This is a genomic window from Streptomyces sp. WMMB 714 (assembly GCF_900090125.1).
Taxonomy (GTDB): Bacteria; Actinomycetota; Actinomycetes; order Streptomycetales; family Streptomycetaceae; genus Streptomyces; species Streptomyces daqingensis.
Window position 1 is genome coordinate 34,671 of the sequence record NZ_FMHJ01000021.1, and the last position, 13,409, is coordinate 48,079.

9 protein-coding genes and 1 pseudogene are annotated in these 13,409 nt (G+C 71.7%); 2 read left to right on the top strand and 8 right to left on the bottom strand.

What is annotated here, in order from left to right; genetic code table 11:
* Positions 1-38: 38 nt before the first annotated feature.
* Together H181DRAFT_RS27580 and H181DRAFT_RS27585 are read right to left on the bottom strand one after the other, a co-directional pair.
* Positions 39-824, bottom strand: a complete 786-nt coding sequence (locus H181DRAFT_RS27580) for an amino acid ABC transporter permease (protein WP_045867173.1) — start codon at positions 822-824, stop codon at positions 39-41.
* A 65-nt stretch (positions 825-889) separates the two neighbouring features.
* Positions 890-1,681: a basic amino acid ABC transporter substrate-binding protein gene (locus tag H181DRAFT_RS27585; RefSeq protein WP_254666992.1), complete on the bottom strand. Its 792-nt coding sequence runs from the start codon at positions 1,679-1,681 to the stop codon at positions 890-892.
* Between the two features lie 787 nt (positions 1,682-2,468).
* Between H181DRAFT_RS27585 and H181DRAFT_RS27590 the strand changes: the two genes are divergently transcribed.
* Positions 2,469-3,341 carry a hypothetical protein gene (locus H181DRAFT_RS27590; protein ID WP_139131768.1) on the top strand — a complete coding sequence of 291 codons (873 nt, stop codon included), beginning with the start codon at positions 2,469-2,471 and terminating at the stop codon, positions 3,339-3,341.
* A gap of 165 nt (positions 3,342-3,506) precedes the next feature.
* Positions 3,507-4,724 carry an FAD-dependent monooxygenase gene (locus H181DRAFT_RS27595; protein WP_045867176.1) on the top strand — a complete coding sequence of 406 codons (1,218 nt, stop codon included), beginning with the start codon at positions 3,507-3,509 and terminating at the stop codon, positions 4,722-4,724.
* 243 nt (positions 4,725-4,967) lie between these two features.
* Here H181DRAFT_RS27595 and H181DRAFT_RS27600 read toward each other — a convergent pair.
* The 6 genes and pseudogenes from H181DRAFT_RS27600 to H181DRAFT_RS27625 all read right to left on the bottom strand — a co-directional run.
* Positions 4,968-5,699, bottom strand: a pseudogene (locus H181DRAFT_RS27600) (ABC transporter ATP-binding protein); the annotation flags it as partial.
* A gap of 5 nt (positions 5,700-5,704) precedes the next feature.
* A complete protein-coding gene (locus tag H181DRAFT_RS27605) occupies positions 5,705-6,559 on the bottom strand; it encodes an ABC transporter ATP-binding protein (RefSeq protein WP_045867177.1) in 855 nt (284 codons plus the stop codon).
* A 73-nt stretch (positions 6,560-6,632) separates the two neighbouring features.
* Entirely contained in the window at positions 6,633-8,690 is a 2,058-nt protein-coding gene (locus H181DRAFT_RS27610) for an ABC transporter permease subunit (RefSeq protein WP_045867178.1), read from the bottom strand.
* Between the two features lies 1 nt (position 8,691).
* Complete coding sequence (locus H181DRAFT_RS27615; protein WP_045867179.1) at positions 8,692-9,897, bottom strand: ABC transporter substrate-binding protein; 1,206 nt, start codon at positions 9,895-9,897, stop codon at positions 8,692-8,694.
* Positions 9,898-9,955: 58 nt separating this feature from the next.
* On the bottom strand, positions 9,956-10,363 hold the full coding sequence (locus tag H181DRAFT_RS27620; protein WP_045867180.1) for a roadblock/LC7 domain-containing protein: 408 nt from the start codon (positions 10,361-10,363) through the stop codon (positions 9,956-9,958).
* Complete coding sequence (locus H181DRAFT_RS27625) at positions 10,363-12,981, bottom strand: sensor histidine kinase (protein WP_045867181.1); 2,619 nt, start codon at positions 12,979-12,981, stop codon at positions 10,363-10,365. Before H181DRAFT_RS27625 ends, H181DRAFT_RS27620 begins: the two co-directional genes overlap by 1 nt.
* Positions 12,982-13,409 lie beyond the last annotated feature (428 nt).

Genomic DNA, 13,409 nt, shown 5'->3' on the forward strand with positions numbered 1-13,409 from the left:
CGGACGGCCGCTTCTCCCTTGTGCGCGGTCACCTTCGGTCACCTGGCTTTCGCGGTACGGGCCTCGAGCCGCCGGACCAGGTGGCCGAGCGGGAGGGTGATGATCAGGTAGCACAGCCCGGCGACGAGGATCGGGGTCAGGCTGCGGTTCTCGTTCAGCGCGTCACGGCCGAACTTGGCCAGCTCGTACTGGCCGAGGGACAGGCCGAGCAGATACACCAGCGAGGAGTCCTTCGTCAGCAGGATCAACTCGTTGGTCAGCGGCGGCAGGACGATCCGGAACGCCTGGGGGATGACTATCGAGCGCATGGCCCGGCCCTGCGACATCCCCAGCGAACGGGCCGCCTCCACCTGGCCCTTGGGCACGGCCTGGATGCCGGCCCTGATCGTCTCCGCCATGTAGGCGGCGCCGACGAGGCCGAGGGCGAGCATCACGGTGACGTACTGGTTGATGACGACCTGGAAGGCGATCGGGACGCCGAAGCCGAGCGCGATGAACACCAGCAGCGCCGGAACGCCGCGGAAGAACTCGATGTAGCAGGTCGCCAGCCACCGGTAGGGCGGCACCGAGGACAGCCGCATCAGCGCCAGGATCAGGCCCAGCGCCAGGCCGAAGCCGAACCCGAGGAGGGTGTAGACGACGGTGTTGACCAGGGCGGTGGTGATGATGCCGGGGAACTGGGCCTGCGCGACGTCGAGGTCGAAGAAGGCGCGGCGTATCTCACCCCAGTCGGCGCCGAAGACCATGCCGATCACGACGAGAGCCAGCACGCCGTACTGGACGGCCCTGAAGGCCCGCTTCCGCTGCCGGCGGGACATGGACATGTGGTGTGCGCTCCTCAACTGCTGCCTGCTCGCCGGCGCTTCCGGCCTCCGGACAGGGCCGGGGCCTACTTTCCGGGCGCCTCGCCGAACCACTTCTTGTAGATCTTGTCGTAAGTGCCGTCGGACTTGGCCTTCTTCAGCACCTCGTCGATCTGCTTGCGCAGGGCGGAATTCCCCTTGCGCACGCCGAAGCCGTACTGCTCGCCGGTGTCGAACTCGGCGGTGACGTCCGTGTCCGGGTTCGTCTTGACGTAGTCGTAGAGCACGCCGTTGTCGTTGATGCCCGCGGCCACCTGCCCCGACTTGACGGCGGTGAGCAGCAGGCCGACATCCTCGAACTGGACGAGTTCGACGCCCTTAGGAGCCTTCTCCTTGGCGTACTCCTCACCGGTGGTGGAAGCCTGCACGCCGAGCTTCTTGCCCTTGAGGTCCTTCAGCGACGAGTACGCGGCGCCCTTCTCGGCGATCAGAGCCTGAGTGGCGTCGAAGTACGGCGCGGAGAAGTCCAGGTTCTTCTTGCGCACGTCGTTGATGGTCATGCCGGCGGCGGCCGCGTCGCACTTGTTGGCGTTGAGGTCCTCGCCGGACTGGATGCCCTCCCAGGGGGTGTCCACGATCTTCTGGTCGACATCGAGCTCGTCGGCCACCAGGTCCATCATGTCGACGTCGAAGCCGACGACCTTGCCGGACTTCTTGAACTGGAAGGGCTCGTACGGCAGATGCGTGCACACCGTCAGCTTGCCCTGCGAGACCAGCTGGATCTCCGAGCCTCCCGCACCGGACGACTTCGTGCTGGTGCAGCCGGCCAACAGGCCGCACGCCAGGGCGAAGGGGACAGCAACTGCGACCGGACGAATCGGGCTACGCGCAGACAACTTCGAGCCTCCAGGGGGAACGTTCGGCAGGCCGCACCCGAAAGGGCGAGTTGCGCTGCATCCTTGCATTACGCGCGGACGTTGTCGCTGGTGGAAGAGTTGCGACCGGATAACGAACCCGCGGATCACCATAGAGTGACGTCAGGACCACGCGGCGGCGCTGCCGTATTCCGTCGCGCGGGGAATGGGAACGGGGCCTTCCGCGCACGGAGGAAGGCGTTCTCGGGCCCAATGGCCGCGACCGGTCGTCGAAATCGCGCCGCCCCTCCCCATTTCCGGCCGGGCGTAGTCGGCGCTGAGCCGCGACATGTCCGGCCTTCGGGATATCGACCGCCCTTGAGTCCCTTTGCCGCGGGGGCCGCAGTCTCTTTGCGAGGGGACTGCGAAAGCAGCTCGTCGCGGTACGGGAATGCGGTGACCCGCGGAACACCTCCAGGTGCCGCGGGTCACCGCCTCGTCTGCCTCAGGAGGGACGGTCGGCCTGGGGGATCTCGATGCTGATCGCCCGTCCTCGCGTTGGCCCCGGCCGGGGCCGGTGTGAGCGTGGTGGCGGAGGACGAAGGCTCGTCGCTCCGCCTCAGCGCCGAGTCGGTAGGCGTCGAGGGGCGTTCGGACAGCGCTGGTGTCCCGTACCGCTGTCTGAAAAGGTCCACCAGTCTCCGCGTGTCGCCTCTAACGCACAACTCAACTGCGTGCAAGCGCATCTGACGCTTTGTTACGTAGTGCCGCCGACCTTGCCGGTGGAGCCGCAGGCGGTGAAAGTGACGCCATGTCTGACAGTGACAAGGAAATCGGCCCGTTGTGGCCGATCGTTCACCGGGTGACAGGGAAGAACGAAGAGGCCCGGCGCAGGAAGGTCGAGAGCGGGACGACCCGCTGGTGCGTCCTCGGGGGGCTGCACCAGCTGGAGCGCATGTTCTCCGAGCCGCTGGTACAGGTGGGGGGCGCTCCTGGCTCGAGCGTCTGCAGGGTCGGCAACATGGTCTCCTACGAGAGAGTGGCCGAGGCCGTCAACAGGCGATTCAAGCCCGAGAAGGACGTGACGCCCCGTACGTTCACCGTGAGGTGGAGCAGGCACAGGGACTTCCTCGCCGACCTGCTCAGCTTTGCGCTGTACCGGGCGCACTGGTCCCTGCACATCGCCAGGGACCAGAGAGTCGTCGAACACCTCAAGACCGCGGGGAACTTCGCGGCCGCCATCCGCAGGACGGCGCTCCTGGTGCAGCAGGCGGCGTTCAAGTCGGATCTGCACCGGCTGTACCTCTACGCCGCGGTGTACGCGGACGCGGACCCCGTGATCAAGGAGGCGCTCCAGAGCGCTTACCGCCTCGCGGAGTCGGAGTGGGCGCGCCTGTACAAGGAGGTACTGGAGGCACGGGGGCAGCGGCTCCGGACCGACCTGTCGTTCGCGCAGTTCGCCCGCATGCTCAACTGCGTGGACCTGGGGATCGCCGGACGGGCCTGGGGAGACCCCGACGCGGACTTCGGCGACACCGTGCAGGAGTCGACCCTCGGGGAGATCGTCTCGCGTCTGATCCCCGGCTGCATCGACATGGGCGACGGCTCCGACATCGACAGCCTGATCAACGACGCGATGCCGTCTCGGCGAGGAGCGACCGGCGCGCCTCCGCCGGTGTCCTGACCCCGGCTCAACGCGACTGTCCGACAACGGACTTCACCCTGAGTCATGTCAAGTAGCCGCCGCGGCAGCCCGGGAGGGAGGAGAGGCCGCACCCCGCCTTCGTCGCGCGTCCTGCTGTGTGCGAACCTCCTTCTTCTGTCGGCGAGTCGGTGAGGGGGACATCGCATGGGTGGAGGCAGGGTCGCCATCGTCGGCGGCAGCATCGCCGGATGCGCAATGGCGCTGGCCGCGTACCGGGGCGGTGCGCGGAACGTGACCGTATTCGAGCGCGCGGGCGGCGAGTTGCGCGACCGCGGTGTCGGGATCGGCGTGCACGACGACCGGTTCGCCGAGCTCGAAGCCGCCGGCTACATGACGCGGAGCATGCCCTGGGCGCCCCTGTCCCGGCGGCTGTGGACCGTACGCGACGGCAAGGGGGACCTCGGCCGGACCATGGCCCGGCAGCCCTTCCCCTTCCGCGCCTACAACTGGGGCTCCCTGTGGAGCGAGTTGAGGCAGCGCGTCCCGGACGGCACGGACTTCCGCCCGGAGACCCACGTCGCGGAGGTGTCGACCGAAGCCGGCAGGGCCTCGGTGCGCCTCGCGGACGGCACCGCGGAGCACTTCGACCTCGTGATCGGCGCCGACGGCTACCGCTCCGTCGTCCGGCGGGCGATGTTCCCCCGGCTCGCTCCCGCCTACGCCGGCTACCTGGGCTGGCGCGGCACGTCAGAGGCGCCCGCGGACCTGCCCGAGGGCGGTCACGAAGAGGCGCGCACCGTCGTCTTCCCCGGCGGCCACTGCATGATGTACCTGATCCCGGACCGCGAAGAGGGGCACCGCATGAACTGGGTGCTCTACACGCGTCCGCCCGCCGGTTCGGGCCTCGACGCGGAGCTGCGGACCCCCACCTCGCTGCCGCCCGGCAAGGTGGCCGCCGAACTGACCGCCCACCTGCGCGGCCTCGTGGCCGAGCACTTCCCGCCGTACTGGGCGGACTGCGTGCTGCGCAGCCCGGAGGCGCGCACGTTCATCCAGCCCATCTACGACCTGGAGGTGCCGAGTTACGTCCGCGGGCGGCTGATGCTCGCGGGGGACGCGGCGACGGTCGCCCGGCCGCACATCGGCGCGGGCAGCGTGAAGGCGCTGCAGGACGCCGCCGCGCTGGAGAGCGCGTGGCGCGCCGGGGGGAGCTGGCAGGAGATCCTGACGGCCTACGACGACGGACGCAGCACTGTCGGTACGCAGATGGTCGGCCTCGCGCGGCGGATGGGCGAGGAGCAGGTCGTACGCACGCCGGACTGGCGGGCCATGCGGGAGGCGGACTTCCACGCCTGGTGGGACGGGCAGAACCGGGGCCCGGCGTCCGGCGGCTTCGGAGGGCAGGCGCTGCGCCGCGACTGACCGGCGGCCGAGCCGACTCGTGCAGGGCGGAAGGGTGTTGTAGCGGGACGCGGTGTCTGCTCGTTCACCCTGACCGGCCGGCTGCTACGGGGCGCCCGGTCCGGCGTCGGGCACCCTCGCCCCCAGCGGTCCGCCCGCCGCCGCACCGTCCGCGCCCGTACCCGTACCGCCCGTACCCGTACCGTCGGCGCCCGTGCTCGCCGCTGATGCGGACGGCGAGTCGTCGGCCGCCGGTGAGAGCGGCGACAGCTCCAGCGCGGCGTGCAGCGCGCCGGGGTCGGAACGCAGCGGACCTCCGTCGAACCGTGCGGTGACGCGTCCGGACGTCAGGACGGTGACCGCGTCGGCGCACTGGACGGCCAGCGCGGGGCTCGGTGACACCAGCAGCACGGAGATCCCCTCCTGCGCCAGGGTGCCGATCAGTTCGCGTATCCGGCGTGCCACCACGGGCGCCAGGCCCTCCGTCGGCTCGTCCAGCAGCAGCACCCTGGGGGTGCCGAGCAGGGCGCGGGCGAGCGCGAGCATCTGCTGCTCGCCGCCGGACAGTTCGGTGCCCCGGTGCCCGCGCCGCTCGCCCAGCCGGGGCAGCAGCTCCAGCACCCTCTCCGGCGTCCACGTCCTCTCCCGGCGTGCCGCGCGGCCGCCGTCGCCCTTCTCCGGGCGCGGCGGACGGTACGAGAGCCGCAGGTGCTCGCCCACGGTGAGACTGGCGAACACCCGCCGCCCCTGCGGCACCAGCCCGATGCCCGCGCGCGCCACCTGATGGGCCGGCCGGCCGCCGACGTCCCGCCCGTTGACCCGCACCGTGCCGGCGTCGGGACGCAGCAGGCCGGCCACGGTGTTCACGAGGGTCGTCTTGCCGGCGCCGTTGTGGCCCACGACGGCGTGCACGCTTCCGGCCGGCACGCTCAGATCCAGCTCGTGCAGGACCGTCCCGCCGTCGTAGCCGGCTGTGAGACCGGTGAGTTCGAGCATGGCGGTCATCCTCTCGGACCGGTCGGGGGCGCGGAGCCGCCCGGCGGCGCTTCCGCGGAGGCGGGGACGGCGTCCAGGTAGATCTCGCGGACCTCGGGCCGGCCGAGCGCGTCCTGGGTGCTGCCGCTCACCAGTACGCGGCCCGCGGCGAGGACGGTCACGGTCTCCGCCAGCGCGGTCACCACCTCGATGTGGTGCTCGACCAGCAGCAGCGCGACGTCCGCGGGGATGTCCCGCAGCAGGGCGACGAGGCGGCCGATGTCGCGGTCGGTGAGCCCGGCCGCCGGCTCGTCCAGCAGGAGCAGGCGCGGCCGTCCGGCGAGCGCGGCGGCCAGATCGAGCATGCGGCGCTGACCGTGCGAGAGTTCGCCGGCCAGCTGGTCCGCGAACCCGGCCAGGCCGACGGTCTCCAGGCCGGCCAGCGCGGTCTCCCGCAGGCGCCGTCCGACGGAGGGCCGCCGCCACGCCGCTCCGCCCTCGCGGTGATGCCGCCAGGCGGCCAGCACCACGTTGTCCAGCACGCTCAACCCGGCGACGACGGACGGCTGTTGGTAGCTGCGGGCGATCCCCAGCCGGCTGCGGCGGGCGGCCGCCGTACGCGTGATGTCGGTAGCCGGCGCGGCTTCCGCACCGCAGGCGCCCTCCACCGGGGCCCCTCCGCCGGAGCGGGCCGGGGGCGCCAGCAGGATCTGCCCGCTGTCGGGGCGCGCCGTGCCGGCGACGAGGTTCAGCAGGGTGGTCTTTCCGGCGCCGTTGGGCCCGATGACGGCGTGGCGTGCTCCCGCGGGCAGCCGCAGGCTCACGTCGTCGACGGCGGTGAGGTTGCCGTACCGGCGGGTGAGGTGGGAGAGCGTCAGCACGGGACCACCGCCGGGCGCGGGGCGGGGCGGGTCGCCGTGCCGGCCGTGCTGCGGGGCCGGGGGTGATCGCGTGTCATGGGGTGCCCTCGGGTGCGGGGATCCGGCGGTTCGGGATCGGTGGGCGAGGCGGGCGGAGCCCTGCGAGGCCGTGCGGCAGCAGGTAGACGGTGAGGACGAAGAGCACGCCCAGCAGGAGCGGCCCGTGGCCGGGCCACGACGCGGAGAGCCAGTCCCGGATGAAGACGATGAGCCCCGCGCCGAACATGGCGCCCAGCACCGAGCGGGTGCCGCCGATGACCGCCGCCAGCAGCGCGAACGCCGCGATCTCGAAGCCGACGTCCGCGGGGGAGACGTACGCCTGCACGGTGGTCAGCAGCGAACCGCCGACGCCGGCCAGAGCACCGGCCCCGACGTAGGCGAGCAGGAGGTACCGGGTCACGGGATGGCCGGAGGCACGCATGCGGGCCTCGGCCTCGCGTGTGCCGATCAGCAGCTTCCCGGCGGGTGAGCGCAGGAAGTACAGCGTGAGCGCGACGGCGCAGGCGGCCACGGCGAGGCTGTAGTTGTAGGCGAGGCTCTCGTCGACCAGAGGCTCTCCTCCCCACAGCGCCTGGGTCGGCGGGAAGTCGATGAGCCCTTCGGTTCCGCCGGTGACGGACTTGAGTTCACCGGCAGCGACGACGGTCAGCTCCCCGATGGCGAGCGTGATCATCAGCACGGTCGTGCCGCGGGCGCGTACCACCGCGGGAGAGGTGACCAGCGCGAACAGCGCCGCGAGCGCCGCGGAGGCGAGCACCTGGACCGGCCCCACCGTCCAGCCCGCGCCGGCGAGCAGGGCCGTGGTGTACGCGCCGACGGCGAACGGGGCGGCCTGCCCCAGAGTGGGGAGACCCGCGTAACCGGTCAGGACGGTGACGCTGACCGCGAGCAGTCCCAGCGCCAGCGCGTAGCCGACCAGCGAGAGGGCGTAGGGGGACACCAGCACCGGCAGCGGGACGAGAGCCGCGAGGAGCGCGAGTGCCGGCCCCGCCCGGCGGACCGGGCGGGGGAGCAGCCGGCCGGCGGCCCCCGCGGCACTCGCCGTACGCCCTGCGCCGGCGCCGCCGCCCGGCACCTCCGGGCCCCCCGGTCCTTCCGTGACGCCCGGCCGCCGCGGGGATCCGGGCCGCCGCGGGGAGCCGGGCCGCGGGCGGCGGGCGCGGGCGAGACGGCGCAGCAGCTGGGAGACCGGGTCGGCCGCCGGGGAGCCGTCTTCCTGGCCGGCGGGCTCGGGAATCCCGCCGCGGTGCGCCCGTACGGACAGCACCAGGGCCATGGCGGCGAACAGTAGATACGGTGCCCAGTCCGCTGCCAGGGAGACGCCGAGCGTCTGCACCTCGCCCACGGCGACCGAAGCGAGCAGGATCGACCACAGGGACCTCAGCCCGCCCAGCACCACGACCACCAGGGAGAGCATCAGCACCGTGTCACCTGTGTCCGGCCCGGGCCCGATGATCGGCGCCCCCAGCACGCCGGCGGCCCCGGCCAGCGCCCCGGCGGCGGCGAGCACCCCGGTGTGCACGGCCCGGGGGCTGCGGCCGGTGGTCGCGAGCATCTGCGGGTCGGCGGCCGCGGCACGCACGGCGGCCCCCGCGCGGGTGCGGGTCAGCACCCACGTGCCGGAGCCCGCGAGCAGCAGCGCCATGGCGATGAAGCCGAGCCGGTAGGCCGGGTAGCGGTGCCCGAGCAGGTCCACCGACCGGTCCAGGGCCTCGGGTATCCGTACGGGGATCGCGTCGGAGCCGAAGTACTCGACGAGCAGGTCGCCGCCGATCAAGGCGAGACCGAACGTCAGCAGCGCCTGCGCGAGATGGCCGCGCCGCACCAGCGGGACGGTGCACGCCGCCAGCAGCACTCCGGCCGCCCCCGCGAGGGCCGTACCGGCGGCGAGGCCGAGGAGCATGCCCTCCCAGGTGCCGTCGCTCAACTCGGCGCCCGTGTAGGCCCCGACGGCGTACAGCGCACCGTGGCAGAGGTTCAGCACCCCGGCCGTGCCGAAGGCCAGGCTCAGACCGGCGGCCACGACGAACAGCAGCAGCCCGTAGGCCACGCCGTCGACCGCCGGAACGAGCTGCGCGTCCAGTACGTTCACGTCAACTGCCGAGCGTCGACAAGTCCTTGACCACGACGTTCGCCAACTGCTTGCCGTCGGGGCGCACCTGGCGCAGGTACCACTGCTGCACGGGAGTGTGCGTCTTCTCGCTGTACTCCCAGGTGCCGCGCGGGCTGTCGATCTTCCCGAGCCCGGCGATGGCCTTGTTGATCGTCTCGGAGTTCACCTCGCCCTTCTTGGCCGCTTCCCCGATCGCCTTGTCCAGCGTCGCCGCGGCGTCGTACGAGGCCTCCGCGTAGCTCGTGGGCGGCTCGTCGTGCTTGGCCGTCCAGTCGGAGACGAACTTCCGGTTGGCCTCGTTGTCCAGGTCCGCGGAGTAGTTGAGCACCGAGTAGATGCCCTTGGCCGTCTTGCCCTGGGCGGGCAGCACGGAGCCCTCGGTGATGAACCCGGCGGAGTACAGCGGCAGATCCGCGACGTCGGACTCGGCGTACTGCTTCACGAAGTCGATCGCGGCCTTGCCGGCGTAGAAGCAGTAGACCGCCTTGGCGCCCGTCCTCGCGATCTTGGCGAAGTACGGTGCGAAGTTGGTGGTCTTCGGGAAGGGCGTCCACGTCGTCTTGCCGTCCGGGTTGGCGAGTTCGCCGCCGACCTTGTCGAAGGCGGTGGTGAAGCCGCGCATCTCGTCGTGGCCGCCCTGGTAGTCCGGGCCGATCGCGTAGACCGGGCCGTCCACCTCGTCCTTGACGTGCTGCGCGATGGCCGCGCCCGGCTCGTCCGACATGAAGCTGGTGTGCCAGACGTACTCGCCGTCCTTGACGGGGGGACGGGCGTTCGACCCCACCAGCGGGATCTTGTTCCGCGTCACGAGCGGCAGCATGGCCTTGACGGAGCCGCCGCCGGTGACGCCGGTGAGGACGTCCACCCGGTCCTTCTTGATCAGCTTCTTGGCGGCGGGGAGCGCCGTGGGCGGGCCGTCGCCCTCGTCGGCGATCTTCAGGTCGATCTTGCGGCCGCCCAGCTTGCCGTCGTGCGTGTCGAGATACAGCTTGAACCCGTCGCGTGTCTCCGTGCCTACGGGCTTGTAGACGCCGGAGAGGGAGGAGATGAGGCCGATCGTCACGGTGTCGTCGTCGGCGCTGCTCTCTCCGCTGCACCCCGCGGTCGCGGTCACCGCGAGGGTGAGGGCCACCGCGCAGGCCGTCCGTATTCTCTTGCCGCGCGCCGAGCGTGCGTCTTTCAACATTGAGGGCTCCGATGGATGGATACGGGTGGAGGGGAAGGGCGGCGCACCGGCCGGCGGTTCAGCCGGGCGTGGTCTGGCGTTCGTCGTCGCGGGCCTCCGGGGACAGCGCTTCACCGACCTGGTTGATCAGCTCCGACATCATGAAGCTGACCTCCCCGATGTCCGCCTCACGCGTGGTGAACACCAGCAGCGACGCGCCGCCTGAGACCGCCATGGAGAACATGTAGCCGCCCTCCATCGCGGTCAGGCTGTGCTCCACGGGGTCCGTCTGCGTCAGCTCTGCGGCCCCGGAGAGCAGGCTGACGATGCCGGACGCGATCGCGGCCAGCCGGTCGGCGTCGTCACGGGAGATCCCGGTGAAGGCGAGGGTCAGCCCGTCGACGGATACGGCGACGGCGTGGGTGACTTCCGGAAGCCGCCGGGCGAAGTCGCCCAGCAGCCAGTTCAGATCGATGGATCGGCTCATCACGTATTCCGTTGGGTGTCGTCGGCATTCCGGTTTCCCGGACCGCGGGGGTCCGAGGGGGCAGAGCGCTCTCGGCGGCTCACGCTCCTGTTGATGCCTTGCGAATAGGCGGTCAGGACGTCGGAGATCTGGCGCGAGTCCCGGCGGCGGGGCGGCGAGGTCCGCGGCTTGGACGCGGTCCCGGCCGTCGAGGCGCTCGCGCCGTCGCCTTCCTCGCCCCGGGCACGGACCGGCTGCTGCCCGTCTGCCTGCTTGCGCCGCCGTACGGGCAGTCCCGCGGCGGAGATGCCGGCGGTCTGAGCCGGTTGCGGCTCGCGACGCCCGCCGTGCTCCTCCGTGCCCTGCGGGCTCGGTGCCGGGTCGCCCGGCGTGGACCGGGACGCGGTGGACGGCACGCCGAACTCCCCGCGGCCGCCCAGCCGTTGCATCCGTCCCAGCCGCGTGGACCCGTTGGGCCCGCCGTGCTGGCGAGCCGTCTCCCGGCTCTCGTCGCCGCCGGCGGCACTGTGTTCGTGGTCGCTCCGCCACGCGTCGCTCGTCGCGGCGCCGGACGTCCCGGGCTCCTGCCTGCCGCGGCCCGGTGCGGGCAGCAGTTCGTCGGCCCGGGGGGCCGGGGACTCCCGCGCGGGCGTCCCGCCGTCCCCGTCGGCAGCCCCGGACGCGGACCCCGGAGCCTCCCCGCCCTCGCGGCCGGCCGCCGCGCCCTGCGGCAGCTGCGGCGCCTCGGGGCGGGGAGCGGAACCCAGCACGCCGGCGGGGAGCATGATCTCCACGATGGTGCCGGGGCTCTCCGAAGCACGCAGCTCGACCCCGATGCCGTGCCGCGCGGCCAGTTGCGCCACCACGTGCAGACCCATGGACCGCACGCCGCCGATCCTCTTCCGGGGTTCCGAGAGGGTGGAGTTGAGCTCGGCACGCCGCTCGGGCTTGATGCCCACGCCGTCGTCGACGACCTGCACCACGGCGCGGTCCCACAGCCGCCAGGCGGCGACTCCGACGCTCTTCTCCGGCGGCGAGTAGCGGGTGGCGTTGTCGAGCAGCTCGGCCAGGATGTGCGCCACGTCGTGCACGGCGCGGGCGGCGATGTCGATGCCGGGCTGGACGACGCCGGTCTCCACCCTGCCGAACTGCTCGATCTGCTGCGCCGCCACCATGATCACGGTGGAGAGCGGCACATCCGTGCTGCGCGCACGGCCGTGCCCTGAACCACCCAGCACCAGCAGGTTGTTGGTGTTGCGCTCCATGCGGTTCGCCAGGTGGTCGAGCGCGAAGAGGAGCTTCATCCGCTCCGGGGTGGCCTCGTCGCGCTGCATCACGTCCAGCTCGGAGACCATGACGCTGGTCAGCTGCGCGCCGCGGCGCGCCACCGTCACCAGCGTCTCGGCGAACTGGTCCTGCGCGTCGGACTGTTCGGCGGCCAGCCGTACGGCCTCGTGGTGCACGGAGTTGAATGCCTCGCCGACCTCCCCGATCTCGTCCTCGCCGGTGGTGGTCACCGCCTTCCCCGCCCGCTCGGCGACCTGGGCGGGAGTGGCGCCGCTCAGCGCGCCCGGCTGGGACAGCTCCGCGGTGACCTGGGGCAGCCGCCTGTAGGCCATGTCGTTCGCGGCGTCCCGCAGGTGCCGCAGGCGGCGGATCATCACGCGGCCCAGCCGGGAGGCGACGAAGACGGTGCCGACCAGCGTCAGCAGCACCAGCACCGCCTGGGCGACGGCCCACCAGACCAGCTCGGTGCGCCGGTCCTTCACCGTCCTGATGACGGAGTCGTCGATCCGCCGCTCCACCTTGCGCAGCAGCGACAAACGGTCCGCGGTCGCTTCCTGCCAACTGGCAGGGGAGATCGGGAGATCGGCGTTCACCTGGCTGCGTCCCACCCGGTCCTCGAGCCGCTGCGCGGTCAGAGCCTTGGGCCCGTAGACGCCCTTCTCCAGCCAGGTGCGCCACTCCTGCGGGCCGATGTCGAACATCGTGCCCGTCGACTCGGTGTATCCGAGACGGGTGGCCTCGAACGTACGCTGCGAGGCGGGAGTGAAGCCCCCTCCGGCCAGCGCCTGCAGCACCGTCACCTGCTGCTGCCCCATGTGCTCGGTCGCCTCGGAGAGGGCGGCGCTCGCCCGGATCTGGTCGGCGACGTCGGCGTCCACGCCCTCGGCCTGGGCTATGCCTTCGCGGTACGCCACGAGGTCGGCGATGACGATCCGGTAGCTGAAGGTCAGAGCGGAGAGCGAACTGCTGCCGGCGCGGACCTGCGCGTGCACGGTGGGCAGTTGCTGCAGGGAGCGGTCGATGCGGTCGAGGGCCTCCTGGGCGTTGCCGGGCACGTTCGACAGCCGTTCGCGCTCGGCGCGGAAGGCGTCGACGCTCTCGCCGGTGGCGTTCGCGGTCTTACGGAAGGAGGCCTCGTCGCCCTGGCCCGAGACGAGGGCCGTGGCGCTCGTACGCTCCCCCTGCAGCCTGTAGGCCAGTTCGTTCGCGGCGGCGGCGGCTTCGACCATGTTCGCCAGTCGGTGGGCTTGCAGCGCCTGCTGCCCCGAGGGGGCGAGAGCGAGTACGGAGAAGGTGACGGCCACCGCAAGCGGTACCGCGACCAGCAGAACGAGGCGGCGGTAGATTCTCACAGCGTCGCTCCGTCACGTGGTCCGAGGAGCAACTGCGGGTGACACTCGGGTTTCCAGCGGCCCGGTCGGTTCACTGGTGGCGGATATACCGTCACAGCGGGTGAGCCTGAAAGGCATCGCGCGGCACTCTGGCATGAAAACGGACAACTTTCGGAAAGTGCAGGGCGATTCGAATCCCCCACGTTCGATCAGCAGCGGGCGGGACAGTACCATCGCCGCCGTAGCGCTCGGGTCACGGCCTGTTACCGGCTGCCGGAGGGTCAGTTCGGCAGGGCGCGGCGCCGGGGAAGCGGCTTCCGCGCCGTGGGCCAGGCGGCACACTATCCCGACCGCGAGATGAGCGGCCATCCGCGGTCGTACTGTGCGGCCCCCGGGCGGCATTTCGGTGAAACGAAGGCAGGGAAAACGGGACAGGGCAGCCGTGGGTG

Coding starts and splice junctions, on each gene's coding strand:
- H181DRAFT_RS27615 (WP_045867179.1), bottom strand. CDS start 9,897: ATGTTGAAAGACGCACGCTCGGCGCGCGGCAAGAGAATACGGACGGCC.
- H181DRAFT_RS27620 (WP_045867180.1), bottom strand. CDS start 10,363: ATGAGCCGATCCATCGATCTGAACTGGCTGCTGGGCGACTTCGCCCGG.
- H181DRAFT_RS27590 (WP_139131768.1), top strand. CDS start 2,469: ATGTCTGACAGTGACAAGGAAATCGGCCCGTTGTGGCCGATCGTTCAC.
- H181DRAFT_RS27595 (WP_045867176.1), top strand. CDS start 3,507: ATGGGTGGAGGCAGGGTCGCCATCGTCGGCGGCAGCATCGCCGGATGC.
- H181DRAFT_RS27580 (WP_045867173.1), bottom strand. CDS start 824: ATGTCCATGTCCCGCCGGCAGCGGAAGCGGGCCTTCAGGGCCGTCCAG.